Genomic DNA, 17,689 nt, shown 5'->3' with positions numbered 1-17,689 from the left:
CTGGGCGGACCCTCGCGACGGCCCTTTCGGAGCACGGCAGTTGACCGACGACATACCTGACGGTTCGTCAGGCTCGACACCCTCAGGACCGCCCGGCCCGGTCTGCATGTCACCTTTCCGGCCCTTAATAAAGTCCGAATGGCCGAGGAATGATGAGTCAAGACGCGCTAAAGCGCTCCGACCGTGCAAGCGTCGAAATGCCCAGTGATGGACGGATGTTCAAAACTCGAACTGCCAGAGGAAAAGGCGCGAGCGTCCGCGTGGGCTACTTCCCGGTACGCCCAGAATCCAGGGCCCGGTAGACCCAGAAGAAAGAAGGAGCACTCGTAATGCGAGTAGCCACTCGAAAGACAAGGTCCAGGGGAGCGAAGCTGGCTGCGGTCGGCCTCGGCCTGACCACGGCGCTGGCGCTCGGCTTCGCCGGCCCCGCGGCGGCCCAGCAGCGGGCCGTGGTGGACCCCGTCGTCGTCCCGGGGAACCCGACGTGCGACGACATCAACGGCTTCGTGGGCGACATCGACGTGGCCCCCCAGGACGCGACGGGCATTCCGATCACCAGCGACGACGGGACGCTGACCGGAACTCTCGACGTCGACTTCAGCGAGGAGCAGGGCGGCGCGCTCACCCTGGAGGACTTCAACTTCAGCGGTGACCTCGTCGCCGGTGCGGTGCTCGTCAAGGGCGGGAACAACGCCAACCTCTACGACTACCGGCCCAACGGCATTGCGAGTGACCAGAACCTCATCGCTCCGCTCAACATGGGTGGAAACCAGCCCGCGATCAGCCAGGTCACCTTCTGCTTCCTTCCGTCCAACGGCAGCTGAGCGAAGCTGACCCCACGGCACAGATGTGGGGCCCGGGACATCCGTCCCGGGCCCCACTCCGCATTCCAGGCTCAGTGAGCCAGCTCGCCCCAGGACTTCAGCCCCGTCAGCTGACGGAACTCCGAGTCGTCCAGCTCCCCCTTCGCCACCCACCCCGGTGGCTTCTGCGCGACCATCGACCACGTGTCCCTGGTCGACGGGATGAACCGGCTCACGGCCAGATACGCGCGCCGGAACCGGGGCGGCACCTTGCAGAGCATGTGGTGGGCGCCGCGCACCTCCCGCACCCTCAGCCCCAGTGCCTTGGCCAGCGCCCGGCAGTCGCCCTCGGTGTACTCCCGCACATGGCCGCGCCAGCTGCCGGGGTACCAGTAGTACAGCTCGAACTGCGGGTGACTGGTCCGGCCGCGCAGGACGTCGAGGCGCTTGCGCAGGTTGACGTGGTTGGGCACGGTGACGAACAGATAGCCCCCGTCGCGGACCCGCTCCAGCAGGCCGTTCAGCAGATCGCGCGGCGAGTCGTGCAGGTGCTCCAGTACGTCGTGCAGCATCACCAGGTCGAACTTGCCGGTGCTGGGCAGCGGGCCGCCGTCGAGCGGGAGGTACTCGATGCCCATCCGCTCCGCGAAGTCGAGGATCGACCGGCGGGCGCCGCCCCGCTTGTGCCACTCGTCCTGGAGGTCGTCGACGGCCGTGCACTGGTAGCCGAGCGCCGCGAGCACCGCGGTCTTGTCGGCCGGGCCCGCCCCGAAGTCCAGGATCCGCGACCCCGGCTTCAGGAACCGCTGGACGGTCCGGGCGATGGAGACGTGTCCGGACACCGCCGGATCGAAATACCCCGGGAACGGAAAGGCCTCGGTGACCCGGGCCATCGCGCGTTCCATCTCTGCGTCGACCTCGATGTACCCCTGCATCGGTGCGGTACCTCATTCGGTGCTGTCGGAACGGCTGACAATTGCGCATCGTAATGGCGCGTATTCAGCACTACGCCCATTCGGCCGCGAACACCCAAGCCCGGCCGTCCGCTTCACCTTTCCGGCCGTCAATGAAATCCCAACGGCCCAGGAACAGGGAGCCGTACAGCGCGAAGGCGCTCCGGCCGTGCAAATGTGAGGAAGCCTGAATGCGGACGCGTGTTCACGACTCGAACTGAATCGGCCGCGGCCAACGGCAGCGATGCCCGCGAGGGCACCGTCCGGCACACCCGGAGCACCCAGAGACCCACAGAACGACGAAAGAAGGAGTGCTCGCCATGCGAGGAGCCACCCGAGCAAGGACACAGTCGCGCCGCGTGAGATGGGGAGCCCGGCTGCTCGGCGCCGGCCTGACCGCGGCACTGGCGGTCGGCTTCACCGCCAGCCCCGCGTCGGCCGACGCGGGAGCCCCGAGCACCAACAACGTGCAGCCCGAGGAAGTGAGCAACGAGGCCGTCTGCCCCGACGACACCGACATCGAGTTCTCGCTGAGCGGCGGCGTACCGACCGGCCACAACACGTACGACGTCTTCGATGTCGGGCATATCACCCTCGACGTCACCGATCCCCCGAACCAGACGTTCGCCTTCTCGATCGACGGATCCATCGCCGCACGTCAGGTCATCGTCCACAGCGCTCCCAGCGCCAACCGGTACAGGTACGACTCGACCACCGGCTTCCCCAACGGCATTACGCAGGACGGGCTTCTCCACGCCCCGAGCGGGGTCTCCGTACCCGGGTACTACGACCTCACAGGCATCGACTTCTGCCTCATCAACAGCCCGTACAACGGCACCGGCACCTGACAACACCGGAGCAGGAACGCGAAGAGGCCCGTACGACAGATGTCGTACGGGCCTCTTCAGGTCAGTCGACCCAGAGGGTCAGACCGTCAAGAGAGCTAGGCTCACTTGGTGATCTTGGTGACCTGGCCGGCGCCCACCGTGCGACCACCCTCACGGATGGCGAACTTCAGGCCCTCCTCCATGGCGATGGGCTGGATGAGCTCCACCTTCATCTCGGTGTTGTCGCCCGGCATGACCATCTCGGTGCCCTCGGGGAGGGTCACAACGCCCGTCACGTCCGTCGTACGGAAGTAGAACTGCGGACGGTAGTTGTTGAAGAACGGCGTGTGGCGGCCACCCTCGTCCTTGGACAGGATGTAGGCCTGGGCCTCGAAGTCGGTGTGCGGCGTGACCGAACCCGGCTTGATGATGACCTGGCCGCGCTCGACGTCCTCGCGCTTGATGCCACGGAGGAGCAGACCGACGTTCTCACCGGCCTGGCCCTCGTCGAGCAGCTTGCGGAACATCTCGATGCCGGTGACCGTGGTGGTGGTCTTCTCCGGCTTGATGCCGATGATGTCGACGGTCTCGTTGACCTTCAGGACACCACGCTCGATACGGCCGGTGACGACCGTACCGCGACCGGTGATCGTGAAGACGTCCTCGATCGGCATGAGGAACGGCTTGTCGACGTCGCGCTCCGGCTCCGGGATCGACTCGTCGACGGCCTTCATCAGGTCCAGGACGGACTGGCCCCACTCGGCGTCGCCCTCGAGCGCCTTGAGCGCCGAGACCTTGACGACCGGGACGTCGTCGCCCGGGAACTCGTACTCGGAGAGGAGCTCACGGACCTCGAGCTCGACGAGCTCCAGGATCTCCTCGTCGTCCACCATGTCGGCCTTGTTCAGGGCGACGACGATGTACGGAACGCCGACCTGGCGGGCCAGGAGCACGTGCTCCTTGGTCTGCGGCATCGGGCCGTCGGTGGCGGCGACCACGAGGATGGCGCCGTCCATCTGCGCGGCACCCGTGATCATGTTCTTGATGTAGTCCGCGTGACCGGGGCAGTCGACGTGGGCGTAGTGACGCGTCTCGGTCTGGTACTCGACGTGCGCGATCGAGATGGTGATACCGCGCTGGCGCTCCTCGGGAGCCTTGTCGATCTGGTCGAAGGCCGAGGCCTCGTTCAGGTCCGGGTACGCGTCGTGCAGCACCTTGGTAATGGCGGCCGTGAGGGTCGTCTTACCGTGGTCGATGTGACCGATGGTGCCGATGTTGACGTGCGGCTTAGTCCGCTCGAACTTCGCCTTCGCCACTGGGGTCCTCCTGGGAGTGGTTCTGTACGCCTTACTTCATCGGCGCCAGGTGATCTTTGCTGGAAAGCCCGGAACCCGGGGCATTCATCCGGTGTTGCGGCTGAATGCCCCTCGAGGCTCCGGAGTCAAGCCTAAAGCGTGGTTACGCGGTGCGTTAAACGCGCTGCGTCACTCGCCCTTGGCCTTCGCGATGATCTCCTCGGCGACGTTCCGCGGAACCTCGGCGTAGGAGTCGAACTGCATCGAGTAGCTTGCGCGACCCGACGTCTTGCTGCGGAGGTCTCCGACGTAGCCGAACATCTCCGAGAGGGGCACGAGACCCTTCACGATGCGGGCACCGTGACGCTCCTCCATGGCCTGGATCTGGCCACGGCGGGAGTTGATGTCGCCGATGACCTCACCCATGTAGTCCTCGGGCGTGGTGACCTCGACGGCCATCATCGGCTCGAGCAGCACGGGCTTGGCCTTGCGCGCGGCCTCCTTGAAGGCCTGCGAACCGGCGATCTTGAAGGCGAGCTCGGAGGAGTCGACCTCGTGGTAGGCACCGTCGAGAAGCGTGACGCGGACGCCCGTCATCTCGTAGCCGGCCAGGATGCCGAACTGCATGGCCTCCTGCGCACCGGCGTCCACCGAAGGGATGTACTCCTTCGGGATACGGCCACCGGTGACCTTGTTCACGAACTCGTAACTGGCGTCGCCGCCCTCGATGGGCTCGATCGCGATCTGCACCTTGGCGAACTGACCGGTACCACCGGTCTGCTTCTTGTGGGTGTAGTCCACGCGCTCGACGGCCTGACGGATCGTCTCGCGGTACGCGACCTGCGGCTTGCCGACGTTGGCCTCGACCTTGAACTCACGGCGCATACGGTCGACCAGCACCTCGAGGTGCAGCTCGCCCATACCACCGATGATGGTCTGGCCGGTCTCCTCGTCCGAGTGAACCTGGAAGGAGGGGTCCTCCTCCGCGAGACGCTGGATGGCGACACCCAGCTTCTCCTGGTCACCCTTGGACTTGGGCTCGATGGCGACCTGAATGACCGGCGCCGGGAAGTCCATGGACTCCAGGATGACCGGGTTCTTGTCGTCGGACAGCGTCTCACCGGTGGTGGTCTGCTTCAGGCCCATGACGGCGACGATGTCACCGGCGCCCACCGACTCGATCTCCTCACGCTTGTTGGCGTGCATACGGTAGATCTTGCCGATGCGCTCCTTCTTGCCCTTGACGGAGTTCAGCACCGAGGTGCCGGACTCCAGGCGGCCCGAGTAGACCCGGACGAAGGTGAGCTTGCCGAGGTGCGGGTCGCTCATGATCTTGAACGCGAGCGCGGAGAGGGGCTCCTCCTCCGACGGCTTGCGCGTGACGACGACCTCGGGGTCCTTGACGTCGTGGCCCTCGATGGCCTCGACGTCGAGCGGCGTCGGCAGGTAGCGCACGACCGCGTCGAGCAGGGGCTGAACGCCCTTGTTCTTGAACGCGGTACCGCAGAACACCGGGGTGACCGTGGTGTCGCTGGACTTGCCGGACGCGATGGTGATGCGACGGATCGCGGCGTACAGCTGCTCCTCGGTGGGCTCCTGGCCCTCGAGGAAGAGCTCCATGATCTCTTCGTCGTTCTCCGCGACGGCCTCGACCAGCTTGCCGCGCCACTCCTCGGCAGCCTCGACGTGCGTGTCGGGGATGTCGACCGTGTCGTACATCTCGCCCTTGGCGGCCTCGGCGGACCACACGAGCGCCTTCATGCGGACCAGGTCCACGACGCCCTTGAAGTCGGCCTCAGCGCCGATGGGGAGCTGCATGACGAGCGGCTGGGCGCCCAGGCGGTCCGAGATCATGTCCACGCAGCGGTGGAACTCGGCGCCGGTACGGTCCAGCTTGTTGACGAAGCAGATGCGCGGCACGCCGTAACGGTCGGCCTGACGCCACACCGTCTCGGACTGCGGCTCAACGCCGGCGACACCGTCGAACACCGTCACGGCACCGTCGAGCACGCGCAGGGAGCGCTCCACCTCTACGGTGAAGTCGACGTGCCCCGGGGTGTCGATGATGTTGATGGTGTAGTCGTCGCCCTCGAGCGGCCAGTGGCAGGTGGTCGCAGCAGACGTGATCGTGATGCCACGCTCCTGCTCCTGCTCCATCCAGTCCATCGTGGCAGCGCCGTCGTGGACCTCACCGATCTTGTACGAAACGCCGGTGTAGAAGAGGATCCGCTCGGTGGTGGTCGTCTTGCCCGCGTCGATGTGGGCCATGATCCCGATGTTGCGGACCTTGGCCAGGTCAAGTGAAGTGGTAGCCATAAGGCTTCAGTCTTCTCTCGGTCTCGATGTGGGTAGCGACTACCAGCGGTAGTGCGCGAAGGCCTTGTTGGACTCGGCCATCTTGTGGGTGTCCTCGCGCTTCTTCACGGCCGCACCGAGGCCGTTCGAGGCGTCGAGAAGCTCGTTGAGCAGACGCTCGGTCATGGTCTTCTCGCGACGGGCGCGCGAGTAACCGACCAGCCAGCGCAGCGCGAGCGTGTTGGCGCGACCGGGCTTGACCTCGATCGGAACCTGGTACGTCGCACCACCGACACGGCGGGACTTGACCTCGAGGGTCGGCTTGATGTTCTCCAGCGCGCGCTTCAGCGTGATGATCGGGTCGTTGCCCGTCTTCTCACGCAGACCCTCCATGGCGCCGTAGACGATGCGCTCGGCGGTGGAGCGCTTGCCGTTCAGCAGCACCTTGTTGATGAGGGAGGTCACCAGAGGAGAACCGTAGACCGGGTCGATGATGACCGGGCGCTTCGGGGCGGGGCCCTTACGAGGCATTCTTACTTCTCCTTCTTGGCGCCGTAGCGGCTGCGGGCCTGCTTGCGGTTCTTGACACCCTGGGTGTCGAGGGAGCCGCGGATGATCTTGTAGCGAACACCCGGCAGGTCCTTCACACGGCCGCCGCGCACGAGCACGATGGAGTGCTCCTGCAGGTTGTGTCCCTCACCCGGAATGTAAGCGGTGACCTCGATCCCGCTGGTCAGACGCACACGCGCGACCTTACGCAGGGCCGAGTTCGGCTTCTTCGGGGTGGTCGTGAACACACGCGTGCAGACGCCACGACGCTGAGGGGAACCCTCGAGTGCGGGCGTCTTGTTCTTCTCGACCTTGTCCTGCCGGCCCTTACGGACCAGCTGCTGGATCGTAGGCACTACTTCTCCGGTTTCTGTGTGCCGATAGGTACAGCTAACCTGGAACATCGCCGACCCACGCGGTCGGGTGTGTCGGATCCGGCAAACCTCCGCCGCGAGGGAGGAAGGGCGCGGATCGCGGTGGCCGGTGTCAGCTCGCCCTGCGGTTTGAAGGCACGCACGGGAGCCAGGGCACACCCCAGGCACAAGGTCTGAGCGTACCTACCGCATTCGCTGCGGTCAAAACAAATGGGCGAGACCAGGGGCCCCGACCGGATTGCACCGAATGACCCACTGCGGTGGAGGGCCCGGTTCACTCCCGCGTCAGCACGTCCTCACGCGCGGCAGTCGGCGCCGGTACGCGGCCCGCCCGGGGTTCCGCCGAGTCGTGGCCGACGAAGTACGTGGGCCGGTTCTGCACGGCCGTGTAGATCCGTGCGACGTACTCGCCGAGCAGCCCAAGGCAGATCAGCTGGACCGCCCCGATGAACACCACGCCGGTGAACAGCGAGGTCCAGCCGGGCACCGTCAGGCCCAGGGCGTAGGCGCCGAGGGTGTAGACGAGCAGCACCAGGCAGATCAGGAAGGCGCCGGTGCCCAGCCAGGTGGCGAGCCGCAGCGGCGCGGCTGAGAAGCCGGTGACGCTGTCGACGGTGAGCCGGATCATCCGGCTCAGGGGGTACTTGGTGGTGCCCGCGGAGCGCGGGGCGCGCTCGTAGGTCACCTCGCCGCTCGGGAAGCCCAGCCAGGGCACGAGCAGGCGGTACACCCGCTGCTGGTCCGGCAGCTCCTTCAGGGCGTCCACGGCGGCGCGGCTCAGCAGCCGGAAGTCCCCGGCCTGCGCGGGCACCGAGTGACCCGCGAGCCGGCGCATCAGCCGGTAGTAGACGCCCGCGGTCCAGCGCTTGAACCGGGTGTCGCTGCTGCGGTCGGCGCGGACGCCGTACACGATGTCGAGGCCCTCGGCGCGGGCCAGTTCGAGCATCTCCGGGATCTTCTCGGGCGGGTCCTGGAGATCGGCGTCCAGGCTCACGACGTAGGCGCCGACCGCCCGGTCCAGGCCCGCGGTGAGGGCGGCCTGGTGGCCGGAGTTGCGGCGCAGCGCGATCACGCGCAGTTCGGGCCAGCCCGTCCGGAAGGCGGCGAGCAGTTCGGCCGTACGGTCGCTGCTGCCGTCGTCCACGGCGACGAGCTCGTAGGGCACGCCCAGGTCCGACAGCACCGGCCGCAGCCGGCAGACCAGTGCGGGCAGTGCCGCCTCCTCGTTGTACATGGGTACGACGACCGACAGCACGGTCGTCGGCTCCGGAACCTCACGCACGTTGCCCTCCCCTGGCCCCCCGGCCGCGCACAGATATGCGACTCTGGTGCGATCGTATGACAGAAAGCTCACAGTCCCTCCAGATCCGTTTCGGCCCGGGGCGGCTGGGGAGCCGTGGGGGGAACAGGGGGCGCCCGCCGATGAGCGCGACTGCCAGAAACACGGACACCGGAGCCGAGGCGGCGACGCCGCCGGACGGCCTCCCAAAGGGACAGGGACGGGAGAGCGGGCCGCGCGACGGCCGGCGCCTGACCCTGCCGCCCGCCGTACGCCCGTATCTGCCTCCGCTCGCCCTGTACGGCGTCGCGAAGCTCGTCGGCCTCCTGGTCTTCGCCGTCCTGCTGGAGAGCGCCGGTGACTACCACCGCAGACCGGCACGGTTCGGCGGCGGCACCCACTGGTGGGACGTCCTCGGCACCTGGGACGGCTGGTGGTACCTCCAGGTCGCCCAGAACGGCTACCAGCCGCGGCTGGTGGACCTCGCCCCGGGCGGCGTGTTCACGGTCCAGCAGAACTCGGTGGCCTTCTTCCCGCTGTACCCGACGCTGATCCGGATGGTCTCCCGGCTGACCGGGCTGGACCTGTACGGATCCGCGATGGCCGTCTCCGTCGTCGCGTCGTTCTTCGCGGCCGCCGGGATCTTCGCCGTGGTCCGCCTGCTCGCGGGCGCCCGGGCCGGCACCATCGCCGCCGGCCTGTGGGCCGTGGCGCCCGCCGCCGGCGTGGAGTGGGCGGTGTACTCGGAGTCCCTGTACATCGCCCTCGCCGCGTGGACCTGCTACCTCGTGATGACCCGGAACTGGGTCGCGGCCGGCCTCCTCGCCTTCCTCGCCGGGCTCAACCGCCCCACCTCCGCCGCGCTGATCGGCGCCGTCGGGCTCGCCGCCCTGGTGACGCTCGCCCGGCCGCAGAGCAGGCGGGAGCACGGCGTACGCGGGCCGGTGCTCGCCATGGTCATCGCCCCGCTCGGTCTGCTCGCCTACATCGCCTGGATCGGACTGAGCACGGGTGAGCCCACCGCGTACTTCATCCTCCAACGCGAGGGCTGGGCGCACTACTTCGACTTCGGCGCCTACACCCTGGACGTACTGGGCAACCAGGCGATCGGCCACCACGACTACCTCTTCGCCTTCGGCACCCCGGACCTGCTCTCCGTCCAACTGGTGCTGGCACTGCCGTTCCTGATCGTCCTGATGCTGCGCAAACGGCCGCCGCTGGTGCTGGTCGCCTACACCCTGGCGAGCGTCATCGCCGTCCTCGGCACCCAGCAGATGTTCGGCAACACCATGCGCTACCTGCTGCCCGCCTTCCCGCTCCTGCTGGCCCCCGCGGCGGCGATGAGCCGGCTCAAGTGGCCCGCCCTGACCGTGTTCTTCGCCACGGCCGCGGTGGCCTCGGGCTGGTACGCGCACTACATCATCTTCGAGTTGGGCATTCCGTAGCCCGCGTCACGCAGCGCGAACGCCGAAGGGCGGCCACCCCACACGGGGTGACCGCCCTTCATGCGATCGCTCGCTTACTGGTTGTACGGACCGTAGTCGTAGTCCTCCAGCGGAACGGCCTGGCCGGAGCCCGTGCCGAACGGCGAGTAGTCGATGTCGTCGTAGCCGACGGCCGAGTACATGGCGGCCTTGGCCTCCTCGGTCGGCTCGACCCGGATGTTGCGGTAGCGGGACAGACCCGTACCGGCCGGGATGAGCTTACCGATGATGACGTTCTCCTTGAGGCCGATGAGGCTGTCGGACTTGGCGTTGATCGCCGCGTCCGTCAGAACTCGGGTCGTCTCCTGGAAGGAGGCGGCCGACAGCCAGGATTCCGTCGCCAGCGAGGCCTTGGTGATACCCATGAGCTGCGGACGACCGGAGGCCGGGTGACCGCCCTCCGTGACCACACGACGGTTCTCGTGCTCGAACTTCGAGCGCTCGACCAGCTCGCCGGGCAGCAGCTCGGCGTCGCCGGACTCGATGATCGTCACGCGGCGGAGCATCTGCCGGATGATGATCTCGATGTGCTTGTCGTGGATCGACACACCCTGCGAGTTGTACACCTTCTGGACCTCGCCGACCAGGTGGACCTGGACGGCACGCTGACCCAGGATGCGCAGCACGTCGTGCGGGTTGGTGGCACCCACGGTGAGCTTCTGGCCCACCTCGACGTGCTCGCCCTCGCTGACCAGGAGTCGGGCGCGCTTCGAGATCGGGTACGCCGTCTCGTCGCTGCCGTCGTCCGGCGTGATGACGATCTTCTTGGTCTTCTCGGTCTCCTCGATCCGCACGCGGCCGGAGGCCTCGGAGATCGGGGCGACACCCTTCGGCGTACGAGCCTCGAAGAGCTCGACGACACGGGGCAGACCCTGGGTGATGTCGTCACCGGCCACACCACCGGTGTGGAAGGTACGCATCGTCAGCTGGGTACCGGGCTCACCGATGGACTGGGCGGCGATGATGCCGACCGCCTCACCGATGTCGACCAGCTTGCCGGTGGCGAGCGAACGGCCGTAGCACATCGCGCAGGTGCCGACGGCGGACTCGCAGGTCAGGACCGAGCGGGTCTTGACCTCCTCGACGCCGTGCTTGACCAGCTCGTCGATGAGGACGTCGCCGAGGTCGGTGTTGGCCGGGGCCAGCACCTTGCCGTCGACGGTGATGTCCTCGGCCAGCGCACGGGCGTACACGCTGGTCTCGACGTTGTCGGCCTTGCGCAGCACGCCGTCCTCACCGCGGTCCGCGATGCGGAGCTTGAGGCCGCGCTCGGTGCCGCAGTCCTCCTCGCGGATGATGACGTCCTGCGAGACGTCCACCAGACGACGGGTCAGGTAACCCGAGTCCGCGGTACGCAGGGCGGTGTCCGCGAGACCCTTACGGGCACCGTGCGTGGAGATGAAGTACTCCAGCACGGACAGACCCTCACGGAAGGACGCCTTGATCGGACGCGGGATCGTCTCGTTCTTGGCGTTCGACACCAGACCACGCATACCGGCGATCTGCCGCATCTGCATCATGTTTCCTCGGGCACCCGAGTCAACCATCATGAAGATGGGGTTCGTCTTGGGGAAGTTCTCGTTCATCGCCTCGGCGACCTCGTTGGTCGCCTTGGTCCAGATGTTGATGAGCTCCTGAGTGCGCTCTTCCTTGGTGATCAGACCGCGCTCGTACTGCTTCTGGACCTTCTCGTCCTGGGCCTCGTAGCCCTTGACGATCTCCTTCTTCGCCTCGGGAACGACGACGTCGGAGATGGCGACGGTGACACCGGAACGGGTCGCCCAGTAGAAGCCGGCCGCCTTCAGGTTGTCGAGCGTCGCCGCCACGATGACCTTGGGGTAGCGCTCGGCGAGGTCGTTGACGATCTCGGAGAGCTGCTTCTTGCCGACCGAGTAGTCGACGAACGGGTAGTCCTCGGGCAGCAGCTCGTTGAAGAGCGCGCGGCCCAGGGTGGTGCGCAGACGGAACGAGTCACCCTGCTGCCACTCGGGCTCGCCCTCCTCGCGCGCCGGCGGGGTCCAGCCGCGCGGCGGGATGGTGCCCACCGGGAAGCGGATATCCACGGCCGACTGCAGCGAGAGCTCGCCCGCGTCGAACGCCATGATCGCCTCGGCGGTGGAGCCGAAGGACCGGCCCTCGCCCTTGACGTCACGCAGCTCGCCGTCGGTGGTGAGGAAGAACAGACCGAGGACCATGTCCTGGGTCGGCATCGTCACCGGACGGCCGTCGGCGGGCTTGAGGATGTTGTTCGAGGACAGCATCAGGATGCGGGCCTCGGCCTGCGCCTCCGCGGACAGCGGCAGGTGCACGGCCATCTGGTCACCGTCGAAGTCCGCGTTGAACGCGGTGCAGACGAGCGGGTGGATCTGGATGGCCTTGCCCTCGACCAGCTGCGGCTCGAAGGCCTGGATGCCGAGGCGGTGCAGGGTGGGAGCACGGTTCAGCAGAACCGGGTGCTCGGCGATGACCTCTTCGAGGACGTCGTACACGACCGTGCGGCCGCGCTCGACCATCCGCTTGGCGCTCTTGATGTTCTGCGCGTGGTTCAGGTCGACCAGGCGCTTCATCACGAACGGCTTGAAGAGCTCCAGCGCCATGGCCTTGGGCAGACCGCACTGGTGCAGCTTCAGCTGCGGACCGACGACGATGACGGAACGCGCGGAGTAGTCCACACGCTTACCGAGCAGGTTCTGACGGAAACGACCCTGCTTGCCCTTCAGCATGTCGCTGAGGGACTTCAGCGGGCGGTTACCCGGACCCGTCACCGGGCGACCACGACGACCGTTGTCGAAGAGGGCGTCAACAGCCTCCTGAAGCATGCGCTTCTCGTTGTTGACGATGATCTCCGGAGCACCCAGGTCGAGCAGGCGCTTCAGACGGTTGTTGCGGTTGATCACACGGCGGTACAGGTCGTTCAGGTCGGAGGTCGCGAAGCGGCCACCGTCCAGCTGCACCATCGGACGCAGGTCCGGCGGGATGACCGGGACGCAGTCGAGGACCATGCCCTTGGGGCTGTTGGAGGTCTGCAGGAAGGCGGACACGACCTTCAGCCGCTTCAGCGCACGGGTCTTCTTCTGGCCCTTGCCGGTGCGGATGATCTCGCGGAGCTTCTCGGCCTCCTCCTCGAGGTCGAAGGACTCCAGGCGCTTCTGCAGCGCCGCGGCACCCATCGAGCCGTCGAAGTACGTGCCGAAGCGGTCACGCAGCTCGCGGTAGAGCAGCTCGTCGCCCTCGAGGTCCTGGACCTTGAGGTTCTTGAAGCGGTTCCACACCTCGTCGAGACGGTCGATCTCGCGCTGCGCACGGTCACGCAGCTGCTTCATCTCACGCTCGGCACCCTCGCGCACCTTGCGGCGCACGTCGGCCTTGGCACCCTCGGCCTCGAGCTCGGCCAGGTCGGTCTCGAGCTTCTTGGCGCGGGCCTCGAGGTCGGCGTCGCGGCGGTTCTCGATCTGCTGGCGCTCGACGGAGACGTGGGCCTCCAGCGAGGGCAGGTCGCGCTGACGGCGCTCCTCGTCGACGTACGTAATCATGTACGCCGCGAAGTAGATGACCTTCTCGAGGTCCTTCGGGGCGAGGTCGAGCAGGTAGCCCAGCCGCGACGGAACGCCCTTGAAGTACCAGATGTGGGTGACGGGAGCGGCAAGCTCGATGTGGCCCATCCGCTCACGGCGCACCTTGGCGCGCGTGACCTCGACGCCACAGCGCTCACAGATGATGCCCTTGAAGCGGACACGCTTGTACTTGCCGCAGTAGCACTCCCAGTCCCGGGTCGGACCGAAGATCTTCTCGCAGAAGAGTCCGTCCTTCTCGGGCTTGAGCGTGCGGTAGTTGATGGTCTCCGGCTTCTTGACCTCGCCGTGGCTCCACTGACGGATGTCGTCAGCGGTGGCCAGACCGATCCGGAGCTCGTCGAAGAAGTTGACGTCGAGCACTATGCGTCAATCCCTCTCAGGGTTGTAAGTCATGGGGTCTGAAACTGGGGGTCCTGGGGCCGGCCGGGGGCTCAGTTCCTTGCGGGACCGAGCCCCCGTACCGGACTCCCGTCAGACCTCTTCGACGCTGCTCGGCTCGCGCCGGGACAGGTCGATACCGAGCTCCTCCGCAGCGCGGAAGACGTCCTCGTCGGTGTCGCGCATCTCGATGGACATGCCGTCCGAGGACAGCACCTCCACGTTGAGGCACAGGGACTGCATCTCCTTGATGAGCACCTTGAAGGACTCGGGGATGCCGGGCTCCGGGATGTTCTCGCCCTTGACGATGGCCTCGTAGACCTTCACGCGGCCGGTGACGTCGTCGGACTTGATGGTCAGCAGCTCCTGGAGGGCGTACGCGGCGCCGTAGGCCTCGAGGGCCCACACCTCCATCTCACCGAAGCGCTGGCCACCGAACTGAGCCTTACCACCCAGCGGCTGCTGGGTGATCATCGAGTACGGACCGGTCGAACGGGCGTGGAGCTTGTCGTCGACCAGGTGGTGCAGCTTGAGGATGTACATGTACCCGACCGAGATCGGGTCCGGGAACGGCTCACCGGAGCGGCCGTCGAACAGCCGCGCCTTGCCGGACGGGAGGACCATGCGGTCGCCGTCGCGGTTCGGGCGGGTGTTCTCCAGCAGACCGGCCAGCTCGTCCTCGCGGGCACCGTCGAAGACCGGGGTCGCGACGTTGGTGCGCGGGGCGACGTCGTCGGCGCCGATCGTCTGCAGGCGCTTGGCCCACTCCTCGCCGAGGCCGGAGACGTCCCAGCCCTGGCTGGCGAGCCAGCCGAGGTGGATCTCCAGGACCTGTCCCGGGTTCATTCGGGACGGCACACCCAGCGGGTTGAGGATGATGTCGACGGGCGTTCCGTCCTCGAGGAACGGCATGTCCTCGACGGGCAGAATCTTGGAGATGACGCCCTTGTTGCCGTGACGGCCGGCGAGCTTGTCACCGTCGGTGATCTTGCGCTTCTGCGCGACGTACACGCGCACAAGCTGATTCACACCCGGGGGAAGCTCGTCGCCCTCCTCACGGTCGAAGACGCGCACGCCGATGACCTTGCCGGTCTCGCCGTGCGGCACCTTCAGCGAGGTGTCACGGACCTCACGGGCCTTCTCACCGAAGATCGCGCGCAGCAGGCGCTCCTCCGGCGTCAGCTCGGTCTCACCCTTCGGGGTGACCTTGCCGACGAGGATGTCGCCCGCGGTGACCTCGGCGCCGATGCGGATGATGCCGCGCTCGTCGAGGTCGGCGAGGACCTCCTCGGAGACGTTCGGGATGTCCCGGGTGATCTCCTCGGGGCCGAGCTTGGTGTCACGGGCGTCGACCTCGTGCTCCTCGATGTGGATCGAGGAGAGGACGTCGTCCTGCACGAGGCGCTGCGACAGGATGATCGCGTCCTCGTAGTTGTGACCCTCCCACGGCATGAACGCCACGAGCAGGTTCTTGCCCAGGGCCATCTCACCGTTCTCGGTGGCCGGACCGTCGGCGAGGACCTGGCCCTCGATGATCCGGTCGCCCTCGTTGACGATGACCTTCTGGTTGACCGAGGTGCCCTGGTTGGAGCGCGAGAACTTGTGCAGGCGGTACGTGATGTACGTGCCGTCGTCGTTCGCCGTGGTGACGTAGTCCGCGGAGACCTCCTGGACCACACCCGGCTTCTCGGCCTTGACCACGTCGCCGGCGTCGACGGCGGAGCGGTACTCCATGCCGGTGCCGACGAGCGGGGCCTCGGACTTGATGAGCGGCACGGCCTGGCGCATCATGTTCGCGCCCATGAGGGCACGGTTGGCGTCGTCGTGCTCGAGGAACGGGATCATGGCGGTCGCGACCGACACCATCTGGCGCGGCGAGACGTCCATGTAGTCGACGTCCTCGCCGGTGACGTAGTCGACCTCACCGCCACGGCGGCGGACCAGGACGCGGTTCTCGGCGAAGCGGAGCTCGTCCGTCAGCGGCGCGTTGGCCTGCGCGATGACGAACCGGTCCTCTTCGTCGGCGGTCAGGTAGTCGACCTCGTCGGTGACCTGGCCGTCGATGACCTTGCGGTACGGGGTCTCGACGAAACCGAACGCGTTGACCCGGCCGTAGGAGGCCAGCGAACCGATCAGACCGATGTTCGGGCCTTCGGGGGTCTCGATCGGGCACATGCGTCCGTAGTGGGACGGGTGCACGTCTCGGACCTCGAAGCCGGCCCGCTCACGGGAGAGACCACCCGGGCCGAGCGCGGACAGACGACGCTTGTGCGTCAGCCCGGACAGCGGGTTGTTCTGGTCCATGAACTGCGACAACTGGCTGGTGCCGAAGAACTCCTTGATGGAGGCGACGACCGGCCGGATGTTGATCAGGGTCTGCGGCGTGATCGCCTCGACGTCCTGCGTGGTCATGCGCTCACGCACGACGCGCTCCATACGAGCCAGACCCGTACGGACCTGGTTCTGGATGAGCTCGCCGACGCTGCGCAGACGACGGTTGCCGAAGTGGTCGATGTCGTCGGTCTCGACGACGATCGACTGGCCGCTGTCGCCGACCGTCTCGGTCTCGCCGGCGTGCAGCTTCACCAGGTACTTGATCGTCGAGATGATGTCCTCGACGGTCAGGATGCCCGCGTCGAGCGGAGCGTCCGCACCCAGCTTCTTGTTGACCTTGTAGCGGCCGACCTTCGCCAGGTCGTAGCGCTTGGGGTTGAAGTAGAGGTTCTCGAGCAGCGTCTGCGCGGCCTCACGCGTCGGGGGCTCGCCCGGGCGCAGCTTGCGGTAGATGTCGAGCAGCGCGTCGTCCTGGCCCTGGGTGTGGTCCTTCTCCAGGGTGGCGCGCATGGACTCGTACTCGCCGAACTCCTCGAGGATCTGCTCGTTGGTCCAGCCGAGCGCCTTCAGGAGGACGGTGACGGACTGCTTGCGCTTGCGGTCGATGCGCACACCGACCATGTCGCGCTTGTCGATCTCCATCTCCAGCCAGGCACCCCGGGACGGGATGATCTTGGCCGAGAAGATGTCCTTGTCGGACGTCTTGTCGATGGAGGAGTCGAAGTAGACACCGGGGGAACGAACCAGCTGGGACACCACGACACGCTCGGTGCCGTTGATGACGAAAGTGCCCTTGTTCGTCATGAGCGGGAAGTCGCCCATGAAGACGGTCTGGGACTTGATCTCGCCGGTCTCGTTGTTGGTGAACTCGGCGGTGACGAAGAGCGGGGCCGCGTACGTGAAGTCGCGGTCCTTGCACTCGTCGATGGAGTTCTTCGGCGGCTCGAAGCGGTGGTCCCGGAACGTCAGGGACATCGACCCGGAGAAGTCCTCGATCGGGGAGATCTCCTCGAAGATCTCCTCCAGACCGGACTTGGTGGGGACGTCCTGACCGTTCTCCAGAGCCTGCTCGACGCGAGCCTTCCACGCGTCGTTGCCGAGCAGCCAGTCGAAGCTCTCGGTTTGCAGCGCGAGAAGGTTCGGAACCTCGAGGGGCTCCTTGATCTTTGCAAAGGAGATGCGCAGCGGGGCGGTGCTTGCGCCGTTGTTCGTATTCGCGGTCGAGGCAGTGCGCGAGGCGGCCAAGAGGGGGTCCTTCCGAGGGCTCGGACTCACTACGCGCGTACCGGTCCCTCCCTCGTGCACAGCGGCAGACGGTCGCCGATGTGGCCCAAAAGGCCAGGTCAGGCAACGTCCGGTCGACTGTGCTCAAGTGAGGGCATGCCCCTGGTGACGGGCAGGGGGCAGCTAACAGGCAGCGCAAAGGGTCAGTGTAGCCACTTGGCACACTGATGTCCAGTGCGGGTTTTCAGAGACCCTCGTTGTTCTCAACGCCCTCGGCATGCTCGCCCTCAATGCACGTTGATACTGCCCTCTTCGCCGT

Annotated in this window: 11 protein-coding genes; 3 read left to right on the top strand and 8 right to left on the bottom strand. The window is 66.7% G+C overall.

The window, feature by feature from the left end:
• The first annotated feature begins 329 nt into the window (after nucleotides 1–329).
• Nucleotides 330–824 (top strand): hypothetical protein, encoded by a 495-nt coding sequence (locus tag QFZ74_RS18605; protein ID WP_307621938.1) that lies wholly within the window; start codon nucleotides 330–332, stop codon nucleotides 822–824.
• A 71-nt stretch (nucleotides 825–895) separates the two neighbouring features.
• Here the strand turns inward: QFZ74_RS18605 and QFZ74_RS18600 are convergent, their stop codons facing one another.
• The gene (locus QFZ74_RS18600; RefSeq protein ID WP_307621936.1) at nucleotides 896–1,738 is read right to left on the bottom strand and encodes a bifunctional 2-polyprenyl-6-hydroxyphenol methylase/3-demethylubiquinol 3-O-methyltransferase UbiG; all 843 of its coding nucleotides are present in this window, start codon (nucleotides 1,736–1,738) and stop codon (nucleotides 896–898) included.
• A gap of 377 nt (nucleotides 1,739–2,115) precedes the next feature.
• On the opposite strand from QFZ74_RS18600, the gene QFZ74_RS18595 reads away from it, so the two are divergent.
• The gene (locus tag QFZ74_RS18595) at nucleotides 2,116–2,604 is read left to right on the top strand and encodes a hypothetical protein (RefSeq protein ID WP_307621935.1); all 489 of its coding nucleotides are present in this window, start codon (nucleotides 2,116–2,118) and stop codon (nucleotides 2,602–2,604) included.
• Nucleotides 2,605–2,705: 101 nt separating this feature from the next.
• Here the strand turns inward: QFZ74_RS18595 and tuf are convergent, their stop codons facing one another.
• The 5 genes from tuf to QFZ74_RS18570 all read right to left on the bottom strand — a co-directional run bounded on the left by tuf (nucleotide 2,706) and on the right by QFZ74_RS18570 (nucleotide 8,378).
• Nucleotides 2,706–3,899 (bottom strand): elongation factor Tu, encoded by a 1,194-nt coding sequence (gene tuf / locus QFZ74_RS18590; RefSeq protein WP_307621934.1) that lies wholly within the window; start codon nucleotides 3,897–3,899, stop codon nucleotides 2,706–2,708.
• Nucleotides 3,900–4,067: 168 nt separating this feature from the next.
• Complete coding sequence (fusA, locus tag QFZ74_RS18585) at nucleotides 4,068–6,194, bottom strand: elongation factor G (RefSeq protein WP_307621933.1); 2,127 nt, start codon at nucleotides 6,192–6,194, stop codon at nucleotides 4,068–4,070.
• A 39-nt stretch (nucleotides 6,195–6,233) separates the two neighbouring features.
• A complete protein-coding gene (gene rpsG, locus QFZ74_RS18580; RefSeq protein ID WP_003992340.1) occupies nucleotides 6,234–6,704 on the bottom strand; it encodes a 30S ribosomal protein S7 in 471 nt (156 codons plus the stop codon).
• 2 nt (nucleotides 6,705–6,706) lie between these two features.
• Entirely contained in the window at nucleotides 6,707–7,078 is a 372-nt protein-coding gene (gene rpsL, locus QFZ74_RS18575) for a 30S ribosomal protein S12 (protein WP_003948652.1), read from the bottom strand.
• A 292-nt stretch (nucleotides 7,079–7,370) separates the two neighbouring features.
• Entirely contained in the window at nucleotides 7,371–8,378 is a 1,008-nt protein-coding gene (locus QFZ74_RS18570; protein WP_307621932.1) for a glycosyltransferase family 2 protein, read from the bottom strand.
• A gap of 140 nt (nucleotides 8,379–8,518) precedes the next feature.
• Here QFZ74_RS18570 and QFZ74_RS18565 point away from each other — a divergent pair, with 140 nt between their 5' ends.
• Nucleotides 8,519–9,820, top strand: a complete 1,302-nt coding sequence (locus QFZ74_RS18565) for a hypothetical protein (RefSeq protein ID WP_307621931.1) — start codon at nucleotides 8,519–8,521, stop codon at nucleotides 9,818–9,820.
• A 74-nt stretch (nucleotides 9,821–9,894) separates the two neighbouring features.
• Here QFZ74_RS18565 and QFZ74_RS18560 read toward each other — a convergent pair whose 3' ends face one another.
• Together QFZ74_RS18560 and rpoB are read right to left on the bottom strand one after the other, a co-directional pair.
• Nucleotides 9,895–13,794, bottom strand: a complete 3,900-nt coding sequence (locus QFZ74_RS18560; RefSeq protein ID WP_307621930.1) for a DNA-directed RNA polymerase subunit beta' — start codon at nucleotides 13,792–13,794, stop codon at nucleotides 9,895–9,897.
• A 111-nt stretch (nucleotides 13,795–13,905) separates the two neighbouring features.
• The gene (rpoB, locus tag QFZ74_RS18555; RefSeq protein WP_307621929.1) at nucleotides 13,906–17,391 is read right to left on the bottom strand and encodes a DNA-directed RNA polymerase subunit beta; all 3,486 of its coding nucleotides are present in this window, start codon (nucleotides 17,389–17,391) and stop codon (nucleotides 13,906–13,908) included.
• Nucleotides 17,392–17,689 lie beyond the last annotated feature (298 nt).

Origin of the sequence: Streptomyces sp. V3I7 (genome assembly GCF_030817495.1) — a bacterium.
Taxonomy (GTDB): Bacteria; Actinomycetota; Actinomycetes; order Streptomycetales; family Streptomycetaceae; genus Streptomyces.
This window is presented reverse-complemented; position numbering and strand designations above follow the sequence as displayed.

Coding starts and splice junctions, on each gene's coding strand:
- QFZ74_RS18565 (WP_307621931.1), top strand. CDS start 8,519: ATGAGCGCGACTGCCAGAAACACGGACACCGGAGCCGAGGCGGCGACG.
- QFZ74_RS18600 (WP_307621936.1), bottom strand. CDS start 1,738: ATGCAGGGGTACATCGAGGTCGACGCAGAGATGGAACGCGCGATGGCC.
- rpsG (WP_003992340.1), bottom strand. CDS start 6,704: ATGCCTCGTAAGGGCCCCGCCCCGAAGCGCCCGGTCATCATCGACCCG.
- QFZ74_RS18605 (WP_307621938.1), top strand. CDS start 330: ATGCGAGTAGCCACTCGAAAGACAAGGTCCAGGGGAGCGAAGCTGGCT.
- fusA (WP_307621933.1), bottom strand. CDS start 6,194: ATGGCTACCACTTCACTTGACCTGGCCAAGGTCCGCAACATCGGGATC.